The organism is Azospirillum brasilense (assembly GCF_022023855.1).
GTDB lineage: Bacteria > Pseudomonadota > Alphaproteobacteria > Azospirillales > Azospirillaceae > Azospirillum > Azospirillum brasilense_F.
Genome location: NZ_CP059450.1, coordinates 1,188,346 through 1,207,907, shown reverse-complemented (window position 1 = coordinate 1,207,907; position 19,562 = coordinate 1,188,346). Strand labels below are relative to the sequence as shown.

At 67.3% G+C, this 19,562-nt stretch carries 20 protein-coding genes and 1 pseudogene; 12 read left to right on the top strand and 9 right to left on the bottom strand.

Going from position 1 to position 19,562, the window contains the following annotated elements; genetic code table 11:
• Nucleotides 1-97 precede the first annotated feature (97 nt).
• On the top strand, nt 98-1,123 hold the full coding sequence (locus tag H1Q64_RS18940) for an alpha/beta fold hydrolase (RefSeq protein ID WP_237905140.1): 1,026 nt from the start codon (nt 98-100) through the stop codon (nt 1,121-1,123).
• Nucleotides 1,124-1,685: 562 nt separating this feature from the next.
• Here the strand turns inward: H1Q64_RS18940 and H1Q64_RS18935 are convergent.
• The gene (locus tag H1Q64_RS18935; RefSeq protein WP_237905139.1) at nt 1,686-2,174 is read right to left on the bottom strand and encodes an alpha/beta fold hydrolase; all 489 of its coding nucleotides are present in this window, start codon (nt 2,172-2,174) and stop codon (nt 1,686-1,688) included.
• Between the two features lie 50 nt (nt 2,175-2,224).
• Nucleotides 2,225-2,593: a nuclear transport factor 2 family protein gene (locus H1Q64_RS18930; RefSeq protein WP_237905138.1), complete on the bottom strand. Its 369-nt coding sequence runs from the start codon at nt 2,591-2,593 to the stop codon at nt 2,225-2,227.
• A 195-nt stretch (nt 2,594-2,788) separates the two neighbouring features.
• Between H1Q64_RS18930 and H1Q64_RS18925 the strand changes: the two genes are divergently transcribed.
• Together H1Q64_RS18925 and H1Q64_RS18920 are read left to right on the top strand one after the other, a co-directional pair.
• On the top strand, nt 2,789-3,589 hold the full coding sequence (locus H1Q64_RS18925) for a class I SAM-dependent methyltransferase (protein WP_237905137.1): 801 nt from the start codon (nt 2,789-2,791) through the stop codon (nt 3,587-3,589).
• Between the two features lie 237 nt (nt 3,590-3,826).
• Nucleotides 3,827-4,542, top strand: a pseudogene (locus H1Q64_RS18920) (IS6 family transposase).
• A gap of 331 nt (nt 4,543-4,873) precedes the next feature.
• Here H1Q64_RS18920 and H1Q64_RS18915 read toward each other — a convergent pair.
• From H1Q64_RS18915 to gloB, 3 genes are all read right to left on the bottom strand, one after another.
• Nucleotides 4,874-5,281: a cupin domain-containing protein gene (locus H1Q64_RS18915; protein WP_237905136.1), complete on the bottom strand. Its 408-nt coding sequence runs from the start codon at nt 5,279-5,281 to the stop codon at nt 4,874-4,876.
• A gap of 14 nt (nt 5,282-5,295) precedes the next feature.
• Nucleotides 5,296-5,901 carry a glutathione S-transferase N-terminal domain-containing protein gene (locus H1Q64_RS18910; RefSeq protein ID WP_237905135.1) on the bottom strand — a complete coding sequence of 202 codons (606 nt, stop codon included), beginning with the start codon at nt 5,899-5,901 and terminating at the stop codon, nt 5,296-5,298.
• A 72-nt stretch (nt 5,902-5,973) separates the two neighbouring features.
• Nucleotides 5,974-6,735, bottom strand: a complete 762-nt coding sequence (gene gloB / locus H1Q64_RS18905; protein WP_237905134.1) for a hydroxyacylglutathione hydrolase — start codon at nt 6,733-6,735, stop codon at nt 5,974-5,976.
• A gap of 61 nt (nt 6,736-6,796) precedes the next feature.
• Between gloB and H1Q64_RS18900 the strand changes: the two genes are divergently transcribed.
• Together H1Q64_RS18900 and H1Q64_RS18895 are read left to right on the top strand one after the other, a co-directional pair.
• On the top strand, nt 6,797-7,573 hold the full coding sequence (locus H1Q64_RS18900; protein WP_035678754.1) for a class I SAM-dependent methyltransferase: 777 nt from the start codon (nt 6,797-6,799) through the stop codon (nt 7,571-7,573).
• Between the two features lie 61 nt (nt 7,574-7,634).
• Nucleotides 7,635-8,198, top strand: a complete 564-nt coding sequence (locus H1Q64_RS18895) for an RBBP9/YdeN family alpha/beta hydrolase (RefSeq protein ID WP_237905133.1) — start codon at nt 7,635-7,637, stop codon at nt 8,196-8,198.
• Between the two features lie 4 nt (nt 8,199-8,202).
• Here H1Q64_RS18895 and H1Q64_RS18890 read toward each other — a convergent pair whose 3' ends face one another.
• From H1Q64_RS18890 to metX, 3 genes are all read right to left on the bottom strand, one after another.
• Nucleotides 8,203-8,787, bottom strand: coding sequence for a PRC-barrel domain-containing protein (locus H1Q64_RS18890; protein WP_237905132.1), 585 nt, complete (start codon nt 8,785-8,787; stop codon nt 8,203-8,205).
• A gap of 97 nt (nt 8,788-8,884) precedes the next feature.
• The gene (metW, locus tag H1Q64_RS18885) at nt 8,885-9,535 is read right to left on the bottom strand and encodes a methionine biosynthesis protein MetW (protein WP_237905131.1); all 651 of its coding nucleotides are present in this window, start codon (nt 9,533-9,535) and stop codon (nt 8,885-8,887) included.
• Nucleotides 9,532-10,743, bottom strand: a complete 1,212-nt coding sequence (gene metX / locus H1Q64_RS18880; protein ID WP_237905130.1) for a homoserine O-acetyltransferase MetX — start codon at nt 10,741-10,743, stop codon at nt 9,532-9,534. The genes metW and metX overlap by 4 nt, the downstream gene beginning before the upstream one ends.
• Nucleotides 10,744-10,888: 145 nt before the next feature.
• On the opposite strand from metX, the gene H1Q64_RS18875 reads away from it, so the two are divergent.
• The 5 genes from H1Q64_RS18875 to H1Q64_RS18855 all read left to right on the top strand — a co-directional run bounded on the left by H1Q64_RS18875 (nt 10,889) and on the right by H1Q64_RS18855 (nt 15,860).
• Nucleotides 10,889-11,800 carry a chorismate mutase gene (locus H1Q64_RS18875; RefSeq protein WP_237905129.1) on the top strand — a complete coding sequence of 304 codons (912 nt, stop codon included), beginning with the start codon at nt 10,889-10,891 and terminating at the stop codon, nt 11,798-11,800.
• A 38-nt stretch (nt 11,801-11,838) separates the two neighbouring features.
• A complete protein-coding gene (hisC, locus tag H1Q64_RS18870) occupies nt 11,839-12,933 on the top strand; it encodes a histidinol-phosphate transaminase (RefSeq protein ID WP_237905128.1) in 1,095 nt (364 codons plus the stop codon).
• 164 nt (nt 12,934-13,097) lie between these two features.
• A complete protein-coding gene (locus H1Q64_RS18865; protein ID WP_104675395.1) occupies nt 13,098-13,991 on the top strand; it encodes a prephenate/arogenate dehydrogenase family protein in 894 nt (297 codons plus the stop codon).
• A 193-nt stretch (nt 13,992-14,184) separates the two neighbouring features.
• A complete protein-coding gene (locus tag H1Q64_RS18860; protein WP_237905127.1) occupies nt 14,185-15,201 on the top strand; it encodes a sulfate ABC transporter substrate-binding protein in 1,017 nt (338 codons plus the stop codon).
• A gap of 47 nt (nt 15,202-15,248) precedes the next feature.
• The gene (locus tag H1Q64_RS18855; RefSeq protein WP_237905126.1) at nt 15,249-15,860 is read left to right on the top strand and encodes a helix-turn-helix domain-containing protein; all 612 of its coding nucleotides are present in this window, start codon (nt 15,249-15,251) and stop codon (nt 15,858-15,860) included.
• Between the two features lie 7 nt (nt 15,861-15,867).
• Here H1Q64_RS18855 and H1Q64_RS18850 read toward each other — a convergent pair whose 3' ends face one another.
• Nucleotides 15,868-16,824, bottom strand: a complete 957-nt coding sequence (locus H1Q64_RS18850; protein ID WP_237905125.1) for a hydrogen peroxide-inducible genes activator — start codon at nt 16,822-16,824, stop codon at nt 15,868-15,870.
• Nucleotides 16,825-17,046: 222 nt separating this feature from the next.
• Between H1Q64_RS18850 and ahpC the strand changes: the two genes are divergently transcribed.
• Both ahpC and ahpF read left to right on the top strand, forming a co-directional pair.
• Complete coding sequence (ahpC, locus tag H1Q64_RS18845) at nt 17,047-17,610, top strand: alkyl hydroperoxide reductase subunit C (RefSeq protein WP_145623952.1); 564 nt, start codon at nt 17,047-17,049, stop codon at nt 17,608-17,610.
• A gap of 264 nt (nt 17,611-17,874) precedes the next feature.
• Nucleotides 17,875-19,455 carry an alkyl hydroperoxide reductase subunit F gene (ahpF, locus tag H1Q64_RS18840; RefSeq protein ID WP_237905124.1) on the top strand — a complete coding sequence of 527 codons (1,581 nt, stop codon included), beginning with the start codon at nt 17,875-17,877 and terminating at the stop codon, nt 19,453-19,455.
• Nucleotides 19,456-19,562: the final 107 nt, after the last annotated feature.

Here is a 19,562-nt window from a genome sequence, read left to right as displayed (position 1 = left end):
CCTTGTACGTTCGGAACCAACCGCGCCCCCCTTGGGTTCCACTCCCGTCGTGGTGGGGAGCACAATGGCCCCGCTCCCCCCACGCGGGAGACCAAGCATGACCGGCATCCGGGTTCACAACTCTCCCACGCGCGAGACTCGGCTTTCCAATCAACCACATCGGCAGCAACAGCGGTCGCGGCTGGGGACCGTTTTGGGTCTGTCTACGGCTGCCGTGGCCGCTGCAGCCCTCTTCAACACCTACCGGGCGCGCAAGGTCGAGCGCAAGCACCCGCCCAAGGGACGATTCGTCACGGTGGACGGCGTGCGGCTCCATTACCTCGACCAGGGCGAGGGATCGCCGGTCGTCCTTATCCATGGCAACGTTGTGGATGCGGGGGATTGGGTTTTGAGCGGCGTCTTCGAGCGAACCGCCGCTCACCACCGTGTGATCGCTTTCGACCGCCCCGGCTTCGGACACAGCGGCCGGCCGCACGGCTCGATGTGGACGGCGGCCCATCAGGCCACGCTGCTCCGCCACGCCTTCCGCGAATTGGGGATCGAACGCCCGGTGGTCGTCGGGCACTCCTGGGGGGCGCTCGTTGCTTTGGAACTCGCCCTGAACCACCCGGACGCCGTCCGTGGTTTGGTCGTTCTATCGGGCTATTACGATGTCACGGTCCGCTACGACGTGCCGCTCGTCGCGGTTTCGACAGTTCCCGGTGTAGGCGATGTCATACGGTACACCGTGTCGCCGGTTCTGGGAGCCGCCCTGTTGCCGCTGAACATCAAGGCTATGTTCTCGCCCCAACCCGTGCCGCCCCAGTTCAAACGCAATTTCCCATACGGTTTCCCAATCCGCCCTTGGCAGATCCGGGCCGAGTCGCAAGACGCCGTCACGATGATGCCGGCCGCGATCGACATGCACCAACGGTTTCGCCATCTGCGTCTGCCAGTCTTCATCTTGGCCGGAACGGAAGACCGGATCGTGAGCCACGAAAGCCATGCCACTTGGCTCCACGACCAGATTCCCGGTAGCCGCCTGCAGTTGATCAATGGGGCTGGTCACATGGTCCACTATGTGCGTCCGCAGCAGGTCGCCGCCTGCATCAACGAAGTGGCTGCGGCTCGTCACCCAACCTAGAAAGTGTCGGCAGACGATGGCGTGGTCAACTACCCATGAACATGTAGAAGCCCCTTGTTCGACAGCCATTGTGCACGGCCAGAAGCGTGCACAATGGCTTGGCTGAACAGCAGATCATTCCGCGCTGTGTCGCTGATCATTGAAGCCATGCGGCAGGAAGCCGCATTTCGGATTTTCCCGTAGCCCTGAATTCGAAATCGACTGGGGTCTTCATGTTCGCTTGGGGGCAAAATCGCCGACGTAAGTGTGGCGAAAGGGGCGCCGGCTCAGGGGCCGTTGTCAGATCCGCGTGTCGCCAGCTCAGTTCCGTGAAACGGACGCCCCCTTCACAACGGGGAGAGCGCCTGCCGCATCGCCTCCGCTGTGGGAACGTCGGCCGGAAAAAAAGGCCTCAATGGCCAGTGTCGGAAGTCGGTGGACGTCGTCGTCCGATGGCAGTCCAGAAGCGCCTTCATCGAGGCTTGCAAGGCCATCGAATTCACCCAGGCCATCATGTCCGTCGAGCTGTCTGCCGTCATGAAGGGGCGAATGTGGTCCTCCAGCCATGCCGGAAAGTCCCGCATCAGACATTCCGAGCGGAAGGCCTCGAAAACGGCGGGGGCGAGATCCCGTCGGGGTTGTCGTCCGTACGGGCGAGCATCTGGGTCACCGTGCCAACCAGCATCGTGCGGGAAACGCGGCCGCTGCCGTGCCGGCTCAGGTAGCGGACGATTTCTCCGCAGGACATGGAATGGCCGAGCAAGGTGACGCCATGCAGATCCAGCGTGTCGAGCAGGGTGGCGAGGTCGTCGGCCAGTCGGTCGAAGTCGAAGCCGGTTCCCGGGTCGCTCGACCGGCCGTGACCACGGCGGTCGTACGCGACGCAGCGGTGGCCGTGCTCCGCCAGCGCCAGCATCTGATAGGCCCAGGAGTCGGAGTTCAGCGACCAACTGGACAGGAAGACGACGGGTTTCCCCCGCCCCCAATCCCGGTAGAAGAGCTTCACGCCGTCGTCAGTGTGGATGAAGCCGGGCTCGGCCGGGCCGGTGGGGGACATCGAAGGCATGCTCATGGTCGGTGCTCCTGAGTTCGGCGAAACTGCAGGACGGGAAAGCCGGTGCGTTACGTACCGGCCGGAACTTGGTCCAAAAAGCCAGTCACCGAGCGGATCCGTTCGTCGGCGGCGAGCTGGACGAAGTCGGTGCCGATGACCACGGGCTCGGCCCCTGCTGGAGCCAGCGACCAGGAGAAGCGCACCCGGTCGTTGTGACCGTCGGGCGTGCCGTGCAGGGTGAAGCGGAAGTTTGGGAACCGCTGCTGCACGGCGCCGATCAGGGCGCCGATGTCGGCGTGGCCGTTCGCCCGCATCATCGGGTCGAGGTAATGCGCATCATCGGTCCAGTGTTCGGCGAGCAACGCGCGCCGACGGTCTGGGTCCGTCTCGTTCCATGCGGCGATGTAGTGCTGGGCGACATGGGCGGCGTTCGTCATGGCGGGGCTCCTTTGTGGGGCGTTGCCCGGATCGACCGGACGCCCACAGCATCACCGTTCCTCGATCCGCCCGCGATTACGTGACAGGTAAAGAAAAGGCTCTTGTCGCGGTCTCCCGCCTATCCGCCTGTTCCAGTGATCGCGAAGCCGGGAAGGAGTACGATCAGGCTCCTAAAGGCCAAAGGAGCCCCGGCGATGACTGAAGCCGCGGCCGTTCGCTGGGAGAGCGGTGACCTCTATGAACCCTACGTGGGACGCTGGAGCCGTCCGGTGGCCCACGCGTTGCTCGCTTGGTTGAACGCCCCGACCGACCTCGATTGGCTCGACGTGGGCTGCGGCACCGGAACAGTGGCGGAGGCCATTGCCGAGCGATGCGCCCCCAAGCGTTTGGTTGGGATTGACCCGTCAGCCGGCTTTCTCGACTTCGCACGTCGGCGTTTAAAGGCCTCGGGAGCCGAGTTGCTTCAAGCCAATGCCCTCGGCCTGCCGTTCCCCGCCGCCCAGTTCGATCGCGTGGTGTCCGGCCTTGTCCTCAACTTCCTGCCCGATCATCCGCTCGCGGCTTCCGAGATGGCGCGGGTCGTTCGACCGGGCGGCGAGGTGGCGCTCTATGTCTGGGATTACGCGGGCAAGATGGAGTTGATGCGCCGCTTTTGGGATGCGGCGATCGCACTGGACACGAAGGCCCTCGGATTCGACGAGGGGCGTCGTTTCCCGATATGCCAGCCGGAGACATTGCGCCGGCTGTTCGAGGGCGCCGGCCTTTCGCAGGTGAAGACCCTTACGATCGACGTTCCCACCAAGTTCCGCGACTTCGACGACTACTGGGCTCCGTTTCTTGGGGGACAAGCGCCGGCACCGGCCTACTGCATGTCGTTGGACGAGGACAGCCGAGCCGCGTTGCGTGAGCGCCTGCGGGCGTCCTTACCGGCACAGGCAGACGGCAGCATCCATCTTGTCGCGCGGGCCTGGGCCGTGAGGGGCCGCAAGGACTGACAAAAAAGGGCATGCGCCCGGCCAAAGCCGGTGGTCAGCCGGACAAAATGCGGTTTGAGCCAATGTGGTTAAAGGGGAGCCTGCCCCGAGAAGCCACTCTCTTGCCAACACGCATGTTCAGGGTCATCATCTTGCGTGCTGGGGCTGTGCGGGTAGAGGGGCTAGATCCGTTGCAAAGTTTGCCTGCGGGCGGAGATCGGGTAAAACCCGTCTTCTTTCGGCGGCAAGGGTGCCACGGTGAAGCGCAGCGGAAAGAGCCCGTTCAAGGGCCGGCAGTTCACGGCGGCGGTGATCCTGTGGGCAGTGCGCTGGTACTTGCAGTTTCCGATCAGCTACCGCGACCTGGAGCGGATGCTGGCCGACCGCGGCGTGGTGGTCGATCACACAACCATCTTCCGCTGGATCCAGGCCTACGCCCCGGAACTGGACCGGCCCTCCACCCGCACCTGCGCCTGACCACCGGCTCCTGGCGGGTGGACGAGACGTACATCAGGGTGAAGGGGCGGTGGATGTACCCATACCGTGCCGTCGATGCACGCAGGCAGACCATCGATTTCCTGCTCAGCACCAAGCGCGATGCCGTGGCGGCCCGGCGCTTCCTCCGTAAGGCGCTGAAGCAGGCGCACACCGTCAACCCGCGCACCCTCACCGTGGACAAGAACGCCGCCTATCCGAGTGCGACCAAAGCGATGAAGAAGGACGGTGAACTGTGGCGGTTCACCAAGCTCCGACAAGTCAAGTACCTCAACAATATCGTTGAACAGGATCACCGGCGGATCAAGCGGCTGGTCCGGCCGGGCCTCGGGTTCAAGAGCTTCCACACAGCGCAGCGGACAATCGCCGGCTATGAGATCCTGGCGATGGTGCGCAAAGGGCAGGTCGCCACCATGCCCGCCAACGACATGCCGGCCCAGGCGACCTTCATCGCCACCCTGTTCGGAGCCGCTGCCTAAGATTGTCGAATTGGAGGCGCGATCACCCTCGGCCAAATATTGCAACGGAACCAGTCGAAGTTTTGGCGTACAGGCGTGAGCGGCGGAGCTGACGATGAGACACATTGGCGGGGGGCCGCGACTAACACCTGTCCTCTGTCTGTAAACTGAGCGCAGTGGGCGGGCAGTTTTCAAGCATGGGGGCGCTGCCCCCATACCCCCGGGGTACTTCGGCACCAACCTTGACTTGTTTAAAGAATGAGCAAACCATCTTGCTTGCGGTACAGGCTGGGGAGCCGATGACCGCCACCGACCTTGACGACCCCCGGCCAGAGTGCCGGGGGCGTTTGGTTCAACTCCCGCTTTTCACATTGCCTCGTGTCGGACAGCAGGGATCCACTTTGGGGATTGTTCCGGGACTGGCGCTGAAACTCCGCGCAACAATCACTTGGCAGCTTAATGCTGCGAGCGGCCGTTGTCGGCCTGTGCCAGCTTGAGGCTTGGGATGAGTAAGGCACTGCCAGTTAGCGGACGTCATCGTGAACAACGGGCGCTGATAAGCTGGATCCGAGATAACGACCGCGTCCACACGGTGCCAGTGGGAGCGCTCCCCCGCCTGCAGCAGATAGTAGATGCCGGTCTTGATCCCGCGTCCGCCGCCCGGCGGGGCGCCCCGGAAGGTTTCCACATAGTGGCTGCCTTCCGGATGGGGCTGCATGCCCAGCGTCGCGATGATGCGCTTGGGCGTCAAGGACTCCATGGCGTCATCCCCTCTCACGCCGGCGGCGGGGCGGTGCGGCGGAAGCTGTCGAGATCCGAAGCCGAGGCGAACCACGCCGCCAACTCCGGGCGGCCCACCCGCCAGTGCTCGTGCCCGAACCGGAAGTCGAGGTAGCCGAGCGCCACCAGGATGGACAGCGTGCCGATGGTCAGTGTGCCGTCGAGGGCCGGCGCCTCCGCCTCCAGCACGTCGAGCGCGCGGGCGACGGCGCGGCGTTGGCGGTCCGCCCACGACTCGGAACGCTCGCCGTCCGGCCGCTGAAGCTCCAGCCGGCGCAGGATGGCGGCGTCGCAGATGCCGTCGGCCAGGGCCTGCTGGCGCAGCGCCGTCCAGCGCGCCGGGCCGGAGGCCGGGAACAGGCGCGGGCCGTCGTGCAGCGTGTCCAGATATTCCGCGATCACCGGGCTGTCGTAAAGCGCCGAGCCGTCGTCCAGGATCAGGGCCGGCACCTTGCCCAGCGGGTTGTCCGCCGGCAAATCGGTGTCCGGCGCCCAGGCGTTGGTCACCTGCTTCTCGACCGCCGAGTCCAGTCCGCATTCGATGAGGACCATCGCGACCTTGCGGACGTAGGGCGAGGTCGGGCTCCAGCGCAGCTTCATGAAAATCTCTCCTCCCGTTTTGTGGGCGTCAGCGTAGCGCGAGGGCGCTCCTTCTTAAAAGCAGTCCTTGCCTTAAAAGCGGTCCTTGCGGCCTCGGATCTCGGCGAAGACCGCCACCGGATCGGCCCCGGCCATGCCAATGGCGGACTGGACCTCCGGCACGTCGGCGCGCAGGAAGGGGTTGGTGGCCTTCTCGACGCCCAGCGTGGAGGGGATGGTCGGCTCCCCGCGCGCGCGCTGCGCGGCGATGTCCGCCGCGCGGGCTTTCAGGGCAGCGTTGTCCGGCTCCACCGTCACGGCGAAGCGGGCATTGGACAGGGTGTATTCATGGCCGCAATAGACGCGCGTGTCGTCCGGCAGACCGCGCAACTTGACCAGAGAGGCCCACATCTGGGCCGGGGTGCCCTCGAACAGCCGCCCGCAGCCGAGCGCGAACAGCGTGTCGCCGCTGAACAGCGTCTTGGCCTCCGGAAACCAGAAGGCGATGTGGCCGGAGGTGTGGCCGGGGACGAAAAACACCTGCGCGGTGAGCGATCCGAACGAAATGGTCTCGCCTTCGCCCAGGCACGTCTCCATATCGGGAATGCGGGCTGCGTCGGCGCGCGGGCCGATCACGTCGGCGCCATAGCGCGCCTTCAGCGCGTGGTTGCCGCCGATGTGGTCGTTGTGGTGGTGGGTGTTGAAGATGTGCGTCAGCGTCCAGTTGCGCCGGTCCAGTTCCGCCAGCACGGGCTGCGCGTCGCCGGGATCGACGACACCGACGGCGCCGCTGGCCGGGTCGCGCAGGAGGTAGATGTAGTTGTCGGCGAAAGCCGGAATAAGGTGGATGTCCATGGCCTTGGGCCCCTCCCGCATGAATGGACGTTCGATCGAAACGTGATAGCCTGGGATGACCATGTACACCGATATCGTCGATCTTCGTGAATTCTACGAGTCCGGGCTTGGTCAGGCGGCGCGGCGGATGATCCGCCGGCGCATCCGCACCATCTGGCCCGACCTGCGCGGGCAGATCGTGCTGGGGGTCGGCTATACGACGCCGTACCTGCAACCCTTCCGCGACGAGGCGGAGCGGGTGTTCTCCATCATGCCGGCGACCCAGGGCGTGACCTTCTGGCCGCCGGGCGGGCCGGGCCTGGTGGCGCTGGGCGACGAGGCGGACCTGCCGCTGGCCGACATGTCGGTGGACCGCGTGCTGCTCGTCCATGGGCTGGAGGGAACGGAGCAGCTCCGCCCGATGATGCGGGAGATCTGGCGCGTGCTGGCCGGCGGTGGCCGGGTGCTGGTGGTGGTGCCGAACCGCCGCGGCCTGTGGGCGCGGGCCGACTGGACACCCTTCGGCCATGGATTCCCCTACTCGGCCTCTCAACTGAAGCAGGTGCTGCGCGACACCATGTTCGTGCCGGAGCGCACCGGGCACGCCCTGTTCCTGCCGCCGCTGCGTTCCCGCTTCCTGATGAAGACCGCCCCGGCCTGGGAGGAAGTCGGCTGTCGCTGGTTCAAGGCCTTCGCCGGGGTCACCATGATCGAGGCGTCCAAGCAGATCTTCGCCGGGGTGTCGCGCAAGACCCAGCAGCCGGCCAAGCGCCGCCTGATCGTTCCGCTTCCCGGCGGGGCGGCCCCGGCCCGCCGCCCGGCGGGATCCGGCGCGTGGCGGGTGTCGGAGGAACCGTAAGCCTTGCTCCGGGGGCGTTGCGGTTTGTAACCTTCCTGGTCACCGCAGCGGATCGGACCCCATGGCGAAGGCGAGCGTTCTCATCGTCCCCGGACTCGGCAATTCCGGCCCGGACCACTGGCAAAGCTGGCTGCAGCAGCGTCACCCATCTTTCACGCGGGTCGAGCAGGCCGACTGGGATGCGCCGGTTCTGGAGGACTGGGTGCGGTCGCTGGAACAGGCCGTGGCCGCCGCGCCCGCCCCGGTGGTGCTGGTCGCCCACAGCCTGGGCTGCATGACGGTCGCCCATTGGGCCGTGCGGAGCGGATCGTCGGTCGGCAAAGTCGCCGCCGCCCTGCTGGTCGCCCCGCCCGACGTCGAGTCGGTGGAGCACACGCCGCCGGAGGTCCACGGCTTCGCTCCGGTGCCCACCGACCCGCTGCCCTTCCACACGGTGGTGCTGGCCAGCCACAACGATTCCTATGCGCGCACCGAGCGCTCCTGCGGGTTCGCGGTGGGGTGGGGCGCCGACTTCATCGATGCGGGCGATCTTGGCCACATCAACACCGCCGCCGGCTATGGTCCCTGGCCGGACGGCGAGCGGCTTGTCCTCGACCTGCTGCGCGCGGTGGACAGCGGCGTTTGAGCCGCTATTGCGGCTGGCCGGTCACCGTCTTCACACCCGCGCCATAGGTGAATTCCGGTGCCCGCGCGAGTTCGGCCGCCGGCAGGTCCAAAGTCGGCGGCGTCGAGCCATCGGCGCCGGCAGACGCGCCCGCAATGTCGGTGCGCAGCATGCTGACCGGCAGGGACCGCAGCTTCCCGTCCGCCCCGCTGCCCTCGGCGGGGGCCAGCACAATCCGTTCAATCGCGGCGCCGCCGCCGTCCAGCGTGAAATCCTTGATGGAGCCGCCGGGCTGGCCGTCGCGGGTCCGCACCTCCTTGCCGATCAGGGTCCGCGCCTCCTCTGGGGTCAGCAGATGGGGAATCGCGGCGACGGAGGGGGCCGCGCGCTTCATCTCGTCGGAGGGCGCATCGCCGCCGAGCCCCTCCGGCGAGGCGGCGGGCGGAGTGGCCGGGGTGTCGTCCGGGCGCGGCGCTGTCATCAGCGGGGGCCGCGCGGCGTCCGGTGACGCCTGTGGCGTTTGCGCCTGCGATGTTTGGGCCGATGCGGCGCCGGACAGCAGCAGGGCGGCGGCCGATGCGGCCAGGATGGAGGAGGGGACGAGGCGCATGGTGCGTGGCTCCCGCTGGTCTGTTGTTGAACGGACTTCGCCTATCAACAGCGCCAGCGGGGCAGGGGTTGCATCGCCGGAAACCGGCGGGGTCCGGTCAGTCCCGGCGCAGAAGGAAGACGCCCTGCTCGCCCAGCAGGTTGGCGAGCCCGGAATGGGCGTGGCCGGTGATCCGGCCGGCGCGGTCCACGATCATGCAGCGCTCGATGCGGATGCCCATCTCCTCCGCCAGGACGACGAAGTCCTTAATCGTGCAGAAATGGATGTTGGGGGTTTCCCACCACTGGTAGCCCAGCTTCTCCGTCACCGGCATGCGCCCGGTCAGCAGAAGCTGCACGCGGATGCGCCAATAGCCGAAGTTGGGCACCGACACGATAGCCCGCCGCCCGATGCGGGTCATCGTCTCCAGCACCGTCCGCGGCTCGCGCATCGCCTGGAGGGTCTGGCTGAGGATCACGTAATCGAAGGCGCCCGGCGGGTAGTCCTTCAGGTCGGCTTCGGCGTCGCCCTGGATGACCGACAGGCCCTGGGCTACGCACTGGTGCACGCCGTCCATCGACAGCTCGATCCCGCGCCCGTCCACCCCCTTCTGGCGGGACAGAAAGGCGAGCAGGGCGCCGTCGCCGCAGCCGACGTCGAGCACGCGGCTGCCCGGCTCCACCATCTCCGCGATCAGCTTCAGGTCGGTGCGGATGCCGTTGCCGGAAGCGGTGCGGGCCGCGGTTTGCTTGTCGTCGAGGGGGCTCATGGCCGGGACGCCCGTGTCAGACCCCGGTGTTCGGCGCAGCCCTCCAGGAAGCCGCGGATCACCTGATGGAATTCCGGCTCGTCCAGTAGGAAGGAGTCGTGGCCCTTGTCGGTCCGGATCTCCACGAAGCTGACGTTGGCCGCCACCGCGTTCAGCGCATGCACGATGGCCCGCGATTCGGAGGTTGGGAACAGCCAGTCGCTGGAGAAGCTGGCCAGACAGAAGCGCACCGGCGTGCCCTTGCCGTCCTTGCGGAAGGCGTTGGACAGGATGCCGCCCCCGTAATCCGCGGCGAGGTCGAAATAGTCCATTGCCCGCGTGATGTAGAGATAGGAGTTTGCATCGAACCGCTCGACGAAGGTGATGCCCTGGTGGCGCAGATAACTCTCCACCTGGAAATCGGCGTCGAAGCCGTAGGTGACGGTCTGGCGGTTCTGCAGGTTGCGCCCGAACTTGCGGTGCAGCGCCGGCTCCGACAGGTAGGTGATGTGCGCGGCCATGCGCGCCACCGCCAGCCCGCGGTGCGGGCGGGTGCCCTCCAGCAGATAGTTGCCGCCGGCCCAGTCCGGGTCGGCCATGATCGCCTGCCGGCCGACCTCGTGGAAGGCGATGTTCTGCGCCGAGTGGCGGGCCGCCGTGGCGATCGGCACCGCGGCGAATACCGACTCCGGATAGGCGACGGCCCATTGCAGGACCTGCATGCCGCCCATCGAGCCGCCGATCACGCAGAACAACTGGTCGATCCCGAGATGCTCCACCAGCAGCTTCTGCGCGCGCACCATGTCGCCGATGGTGATGACGGGGAAGCCGAGACCGTAGGGTTTGCCGGTCGCCGGGTCGGTCTCCTTCGGGCCGGTGGAGCCCATGCAGCCGCCGATCACGTTGGAGCAGATGACGAAATAGCGGTCGGTGTCGACCGGCTTGCCCGGACCGACCAGCATCTCCCACCAGCCGGGCTTGCCGGTCACGGGATGCTGGTCGAGCACGTAATGGTCGCCGGTCAGGGCGTGGCAGATCAGGATGGCGTTCGACCGGTCCGCGTTCAGCGCGCCATAAGTCTGGTAGGCGACCTCGAAGGGACCCAGCTCCGCCCCGCTGTCTAGCCGCATGGGCCGCTCCACCCCGAGCGTGACCCGGTGGCCGGGCATCGTCGCGGGCTCGGCAGGCACGGCGCCAGGCACGGCGGCGGCGGGGTTCGGCGCGGACATGACGGGTCGGGAGCCTCCGGAAAACGGGAGTTCATAGCTACGGACCGGCGGTTGGGAGTGTCAACGTTTTCTTTGATTTTGCGTCGCTTGCGGACTACTACTATCCGGCTTTGGATTCGCCCTGGATTTGACGGTTTCCCGCCCCATGCCTCCGCCCAAGTCCCCGCTCGACGATCTGCGCCGCGAGATCGATCACATCGACGATACGATCCACGACCTGCTGATGCGCCGTGCCGCGGTGGTGGAGCGCGTCGGCGTCGTGAAAAGCCAGATCGAGGCCGCCGAGGGGCAGGTCAGCGGGAATCCCCAGACCCCGATCTATCTGCGCCCGGCGCGCGAGGCGGTCATCCTGCGCCGCCTGATGGCGCGCCATGCCGGCTCCTTCCCGGCGATGGCCGTCACCCGCATGTGGCGGGAGATGATCACCGCCTTCACCCGGCTCCAGGGGCCTTTCGCCGTCGCGGTCTACGCGCCGGAGGACCGCCGCGGATTCTGGGACGTCGCCCGCGACCATTTCGGCAGCGTCGTCCCGATGACCGCCGTCAACTCCCCCGCCGCGGCGATCCGCGCGGTGTCGGAGGGCACGGCCACCGTCGGCGTCGTTCCCTATCCGGCGGAGGACGACGCGGACCCCTGGTGGCGCTTCCTGGTGTCGTCCGACGCGCGCACGCCGCGCGTGGTCGCCCGGCTGCCCTTCGCCGGGCGCGGCAACGCCCGCGGCGAGGACCGCGACGCGCTGGCCATCGCGCTGGTCCCGCACGAGCCGACCGGCGACGACCGCACCCTGCTGGGGATTGAGCTGGGGCAGGACCTCAGCCGCGGCCGGCTCAAGGACCATCTGGAGACGAGCGGCCTCGCCCCGACCTATTTCTGCACCTGGCACGCCCGCGATCCGTCCGGACCGTCGATTCATCTGGTCGAGATCGCCGACTTCGTCGACCACACCGATCCGCGCCTGGCCGCCTTCGCCGGCCGGCTGGGCGACATCCCGGTGCGGATCAACATCGTGGGCGGCTACGCCGTCCCGCTCCATCTCTCCACCTCGTCTTTCCAATGACGCCCGCCCAATGACGCCCGCAAGGTCCGAGACCTGACATGACCCAGCCGAACAACGGCCCGGCGCCCCGCCCGGGGATTCTCGACATCGCCCCTTATGTCGGCGGCGAGCATGCGGGGCACATCCGCCTCGCCTCCAACGAAGGCGCGCTCGGTCCCAGCCCGCGCGCCGTGGAGGCCTACAAGGCCGCCGCGGGCGAGCTGCACCGCTACCCGGACGGCGGCTCCGCCAAGTTGCGCAAGGCCATCGCCGAGCGCTTCGGCCTGGACGCCGACCGCGTGGTCTGCGGCGCCGGCTCCGACGAGTTGATCGCCCTTCTGATCCGCGCCTATGCCGGGCCGGGGGACGAGGTGCTGTACTCGCAGCACGGCTTCCTGATGTACCCGATCGGCGCCAAGTCGGTCGGCGCCACGCCGGTCCAGGCGCCGGAGACGAACCTGACCACCGATGTGGATTCGCTGCTGGCCCACGTCACGCCGCGCACCCGGCTGGTCTTCGTCGCCAACCCGAACAACCCGACCGGCACCTACATCACCGCCGACGAAATGGCCCGGCTGCACGCCGGCCTGCCGGAAAACGCCATCCTGGTCATCGACGCGGCCTACGCCGAGTACATGAACCACAACGACTATTCGGCGGGGCAGGAGCTGGTTGACCGCTTCCCCAACGTGGTGATGACCCGCACCTTCTCGAAGATCTTCGCGCTGGGCTCGGTCCGGCTGGGCTGGGCCTATTGCCCGGCGGGGATCGCCGATGTGCTGAACCGCGTGCGCGGTCCTTTCAACGTCTCCTCCGCGGCGCAGATCGCCGGGGTGGCGGCGCTGGAGGACACCGAGTTCCTGGAGCGCTCGCGCAGCCACAACACCGAATGGCGGGAGTGGTTCGTCCAGCAGGTGCAGGGGCTGGGGCTGAAGACCCATCCCAGCGTGACGAACTTCGTTCTGGTCGATTTCGCCGGCCAGACCCCCGGCAAGGACGACGCCGAGGCGGCGCGCCTGTTCCTGAAGGGCCGCGGCATCCTGGTCCGCCAGATGCCCGCCTACGGCCTGCCGAGCTGCCTGCGCGTCACCATCGGCACGGAGGCCGAAATGCGCGAGGTGGTGCAGGCGCTGAAGGACTTCCTGGCGGCGTAACAGGGCCGTCGGATCGCGCTGAAACAGGCCGGGCCATGCGCCCGGCCTTTTCATTCCGGCCCTTGCGCGCGGTCGGCCGGGCAAAGTTTCGCTTGGTCAGGGGGCGCCTTGGTGCTTTATAGCGGAGCGTTCTGCAACCCATCCGCAGCCGGTGCCTTGAGATCATGAGCGAGACCGCCACTCCCTTGTTCGACCGCGTCGCCATCGTCGGCGTGGGTCTGATCGGTTCGTCCCTGGCGCGGGCGCTCACGCATTATGGGGTGGCGCGTCAGGTCGTTTGCGCGGACCGCAGCCCGGAGCATTGCGCCAAGGCGATGGAACTGGGCATCGTCGAGCGCGCCACCACCGATCTGGCGGAAGCGCTGGAGGGTGCGGACGTGGTGGTCCTGGCGACTCCCGTCGGCGCCTTCGCCGAGGTGGGTGAACAGCTCGGGCCGCTGCTGCGCCCCGGCATGATCGTGACGGACGTCGGCTCGGTGAAGCAGGCGGTGCTGCGCGACGTCGGGCCGCACATCCCGGACGGCGTGCATCTGATTCCCGGCCACCCGGTGGCGGGCACCGAGCATTCGGGGCCGGAAGCGGGCTTCGCCACCCTGTTCCAGGGCCGCTGGTGCATCGTCACCCCGCCGCCCGGCGCCAACGAGGGTGCGGTGGATAAGGTGGTGACGATGTGGCGCCGCATCGGTTCCACCGTGGAACTGATGGACGCCAACCACCATGACCGCGTGCTGGCCATCACATCGCACCTGCCGCATCTGATCGCCTACACCATCGTCGGCACGGCGTCCGACCTGGAGGACGACACCAAGTCCGAGGTCATCAAATTCTCGGCCGGCGGTTTCCGCGACTTCACCCGCATCGCCGCCAGCGACCCGGTGATGTGGCGCGACGTGTTCCTGAACAACCGGGAAGCGGTCCTGGAAATCCTCCAGCGCTTCACCGAGGACCTGACCGCCCTCCAGCGCGCCATCCGCTGGGGCGAGGGGGAGCAGCTGCAGGACCATTTCACCAAGACCCGCGCCATCCGCCGCGGCATCATCGACGCCAAGCAGGCCTGACCGGTCCGGCTGCGCCGTTCGGCTGGCGCAACCGTTTGACGTCCTTTTTTCACATTAAAATTCTGATAAATGATAATCGTGCATATGTGAATTACACACAAAACAGCAAAAGACGACTTGCTTGATAGGGATCGCCCGTGTTCAATAATCCCCGGCACCACGCCATCGACCGTCAGCCTGGGGAACACCGTTCATGCCGTCCCGCTTCAGCCAGAGCCTCATCGCCGTCGGGCTGGTGACACTGGCCGCCCTGGCGACCGCCAGCGCCGCGAGCCGCAGCACGATCCTGAACGTCTCCTACGACCCGACGCGGGAGCTGTACGAGGAGTTCAACCCAGCCTTCGCCCGCACCTGGGCGGAGGCGTCGGGGGAGACGGTGGTTATTCACCAGTCGCACGGCGGATCGGGCGCGCAGGCGCGCTCGGTCATCGACGGGCTGGACGCCGACGTGGTGACGCTGGCTCTGGGCTACGACGTGGACGCCATCGCCGACGCCGGGCTGATCGCCAAGGACTGGCGGACGCGCCTGCCGAACAACAGCTCCCCCTACACCTCCACCATCGTGTTCCTGGTCCGCAAGGGCAACCCGAAGCGGATCAAGGACTGGGACGATCTGGTGAAGCCGGACGTGGAGGTAGTCACGCCCAACCCGAAGACCTCGGGCGGAGCGCGCTGGAACTATCTGGCGGCCTGGGCCTACGCGCTGAAGACCAACGGCAACGACGAGGCGAAGGCCAGGCAGTTCATCGCTGACCTCTACCGGAACGTCCCGGTGCTGGACAGCGGCGCCCGCGGGGCCGCCCTGACTTTCACCCGCAAGGGCGTCGGCGACGTCCTGCTGGCCTGGGAGAACGAAGCCTTCCTGTCGCTCCAGGAGTTCGGCGCCGACCAGTTCGAGATCGTCGTGCCGTCCCTGTCCATCCTGACCGAACCGCCGGTCGCCGTGGTGGACAGCGTGGTCGACCGCAAGGGCACCCGCAAGGTGGCCGAGGCCTATGTGCAGTATCTCTACACCCGCGAGGGGCAGGAGATCGCTGCGCGGAATTTCTACCGGCCCCGCCATCCCGAGCTGGCGCGGCAATATGCCGGGCGCTTCTCGCCGGTGGCGCTGGTGACCGTGGACGACGTTTTCGGCGGCTGGCGCAAGGCCCAGGCGACCCACTTCGCGGAGGGTGCCCTGTTCGACCAGATCCAGTCGGCGCCCCGCTGAACCCCAGGACATGAGCACGCAGTGATGGAACGGGAGGGCCAAACACCATGAGCACGACATCGACCCCCCGGAGCACGGACTCCCGGGCGGCGGACGGCGACGCCAACCCGCTGACCGGCGTCATCGCCGAGAACATCCGCAACTTCCGGCTCCGCCAGGGGCTGTCCGTCGACGCGCTCGCCAAGCTGTCGGGCAACAGCCGGGCGGAGCTGACGGCGATCGAAGCCGGGCAGGGGCCGTCCAGCATCGACTTCCTGTGGACCATCGCCCGCGCGCTCGACGTGCCCTTCTCCAGCCTGCTCAGCAGCGGGGGCAGCGGCGGGACCACGGTGATTCGGCGGGCGGACAGCCGGCCGCTGGCCTCGCGCGACGGGCGGTTCAGCTCGCGGGCGCTGTTTCCCTTCCGTGGGGAGCGGCAGGTGGAGTTCTACGAGCTGCGCCTCGCTCCCGGCACCGACGAGCGGGCCGACGCCCACACCATCGGCACCGTGGAGAACATCCTGGTCGGGTGCGGCGTGGTCGAGATCGAGACCGGCGACGGCAACCACCGGCTGGAGGAGGGCGACACGATCCAGTTCGACGCAGACGCGCCCCACGCCTACCGCAATGTCGGCGACGGCGAGGCGCTGCTGTATCTCGTGATGACCTACGTTCTCTGACCCCGGGTCAGGCGGCGGTCCGCACGCCGGCGTCGCCGTTGGCGGGGGCCTGCGGCCCGCTGTCGCGGGACATCTCCGTCTTCAAGGCGGCGGCGAGCTGCCGGAAGGTTTCCTTGCGGCCGGAGGTGCGGCGCCAGACCAGCCCGATGCGGCGGAACGGCCGCTCCCCGCCGAGCGGGCGGACCACCACATCCAAACCGCGCAGAATCCCCGAGTCGAGCGCCATCTGCGGCAGCAGCGTCACCCCCAGACCGTTGGCGACCATCTGGACCAGCGTGTGCAGGCTGGTGCCCTGGAACGTGGCGCTTTGCCGCGCCCCCTCCATCGAGCAGGCGGCCAGCGCGTGGTCGCGCAGGCAATGCCCATCCTCCAGCAGCAGCAGATCCTCCAGCGCCACGTCGGACGGGCGGGGCGTCGTTACGTCGCTCAGCCGATGCTGGGGCGTGCAGACCACGGAGAAGCGGTCTTCGGCGATGTCGATCGATTCCACGTCGCCGGACGGATAGGGCAGGGCGAGGATGGCCGCGTCCAGCTCCCCCGACTCCAACCGGTCGAGCAGACGGGCGGTCTGGTCCTCGCGCAGGAACAGCTTCAGCTTGGGGAAGCTGTCACGCAGGGCCGGCATCACGCGGGGGATCAGGAAGGGGCCGATGGTCGGGATCACACCCAGATGGAGCGGCCCGGACATCGGGTCCTCCACCGAGCGGGCCATGTCCACCAGCTCCTCCGCCCCCTTCAGGACGGTGCGGGCGCGGTCGGCGATCTCGCGGCCCAGCGGGGTCGGCAGGACGGTCCGCCGCGTGCGCTCCAGCAGCGGAGCGCCCAGCAGATTCTCCAATTCCTGGATGCCGGCGCTGAGCGTGGACTGGCTGACGAGGCACGCCTCCGCCGCCTTGCCGAAATGGCAACGATCGACGACGGCGACGAGGTAGTGGAGCTGACGCAACGTGGGGAGGGGCTTCATGCACTGCACAATAATCGGTTTTATCGATCAAAGCGATTGGTATTTTTCGCTTCCATCGCTGACCCATTGCCCCTAACTTCCCTGGTGTCAAGCGACCAACGAGGGGGGAGCAGACTTCCGGCAGGGATGCCGCGGCACCGGTAGCCCATTTGGGAAACGGCGCCAGGCTGGCAGGACACCGGAGTGACGCTTGCTCCAATCATTCAGACTGATGGAGAAATCATGTCCTTGATCAACACCGAGATTAAGCCGTTCAAGGCGACCGCTTTCAAGGGCGGCAAGTTCATCGACGTCAGCGACGCCGACCTGAAGGGAAAGTGGTCGGTCGTCTTCTTCTACCCGGCGGACTTCACCTTCGTGTGCCCGACCGAGCTGGAAGACCTGGCCGATAACTACAGCGAGTTCCAGAAGCTCGGCGTTGAGATCTACAGCGTTTCGACCGACACCCACTTCTGCCACAAGGCCTGGCACGACACCTCGCCGGCCATCGGCAAGATCGGCTACACCATGGTCGGCGACCCGACCGCCACGATCTGCCGCAACTTCGAGATCCTGATCGAGGAGAAGGGCCTCGCCGACCGCGGCACCTTCGTCGTCGACCCGGACGGCAAGATCCAGATCATCGAGATCACCGCCGGCGGCATCGGCCGCGACGCCCGCGAGCTGCTCCGCAAGGTGAAGGCCGCCCAGTACGTCGCCTCGCACCCGGGCGAAGTCTGCCCGGCCAAGTGGGAAGAGGGTGAGAAGACGCTCGCCCCGTCGCTCGACCTCGTCGGCAAGATCTAAGCCTCTCCGGCTGATCATCTGGGAACCGCCGGCCGCAACCGCGGCCGGACGGTTCGGCCGCGGCCAAGTTGGCCGCGGCGCCACGGCTTCGGGCCCGGATCGATTCCGGGCCCGGATCACGAGTGGCCTTCATCCGTTCACCAAGATCTGCCGTTCACCAAGATCTGCCGTTCGACAAGAAACGCTTCAACGAACTTCTGCTGCCCGGACCCGCCCTGGCGCCACCGGGCTCGCTTCGAAAAACCACTTTCGGGAGCCCTCGCCGTGTTGGATAGCAACGTCAAAGGCCAGCTCAAGGCCTATTTCGACAAGATCACGCAGCCCATCGAACTGGCCGCCTCCCTGGACGACGGTGCCAAGTCGCAGGAAATGCAGGCTCTGCTGCAGGACATCGCGTCCCTGTCGGACAAGATCACCTTCGTCCGCAGCGACGACGACGCGCGCAAGCCTTCCTTCGCGATCAAGCGCACCGGCACCGACGTCGGCATCCGCTTCGCCGGCCTGCCGATGGGCCATGAATTCAATTCCCTCATCCTCGCCCTGCTGCAGGTCGGCGGCCACCCCTCCAAGGAGTCGGCGGAGGTCATCGAGCAGGTGAAGGCGCTGGATGGTGAGTACAGCTTCGAGACCTACTTCTCGCTGTCCTGCCAGAACTGCCCCGACGTGGTGCAGGCCCTGAACCTGATGAGCGTTCTGAACCCGCGGATCAAGCATGTCGCCATCGACGGCGCGCTGTTCCAGCAGGAGGTCGAATCGCGCAAGATCATGGCCGTCCCGTCGATCTTCCTGAACGGCGAGCCGTTCGGCCAGGGCCGCATGGGGCTGGAGCAGATCCTCGCCAAGATCGACACCGGCGCCTCGCAGCGCGACGCGGAGAAGATCAAGGCCAAGGACGCCTTCGACGTGCTGGTGATCGGCGGCGGCCCGGCCGGCGCCGCGGCGGCGATCTACGCGGCCCGCAAGGGCATCCGCACCGGCGTCGCGGCGGAACGCTTCGGCGGTCAGGTGCTCGACACCATGGCCATTGAGAACTTCATCTCGGTCTCCCACACCGAGGGCCCGAAGCTGGCCACCGCGCTGGAGCAGCACGTCAAGGAGTATGAGGTCGACGTGATGAACCTGCAGCGGGCGGAGAAGCTGATCCCCGCCTCGGAGCCGGGCGGCCTGATCGAGGTCCGGCTCGCCAACGGGGCCTCGCTGAAGTCGAAGACGGTGATCCTGTCCACCGGCGCCCGCTGGCGCCAGATGGGCGTCCCCGGCGAGGACGAGTACCGGAACAAGGGCGTGGCCTACTGCCCGCATTGCGACGGCCCGCTGTTCAAGGGCAAGCGCGTGTCGGTCATCGGCGGCGGCAACTCCGGCGTCGAGGCGGCGATCGATCTGGCCGGCATCGTCGCCGAGGTGACGCTGATCGAGTTCGACAGCCAGCTCCGCGCTGACGAGGTGCTCCAGCGCAAGCTGCGCAGCCTGCCCAACGTGCGCGTCATCACCTCGGGCCTGACGACCGAGGTGCATGGCGACGGCACCAAGGTGACCGGCCTCAGCTACAAGAACCGCAACACCGGCGAGGTGCACCGGATCGATCTGGAAGGCATCTTCGTGCAGATCGGCCTCGTGCCCAACACCGAGTGGCTGAAGGGGTCTGTGGCGCTGAGCCCGCGCGGGGAGATCGAGGTGGACGCCCGCGGCCAGACCTCCATCCCCGGCGTGTTCGCGGCGGGCGACGCGACGACGGTGCCCTACAAGCAGATTATCATCGCCATGGGCGAGGGCTCGAAGGCCGCCCTGTCGGCCTTTGATTACCTGATCCGCATGGCGCCGGTCGAGGCTGTCGCTGCGGCGTAAGGAAGTGGTGGCGTAGGGCCCCCCTCCCGGCCTCCCCCCGCTGCGCAGGGGGAGGAGAAAAGCCCTCCCCTGCGAAGCGGGGGAGGGTTGGGTGGGGGCCCGTCGCA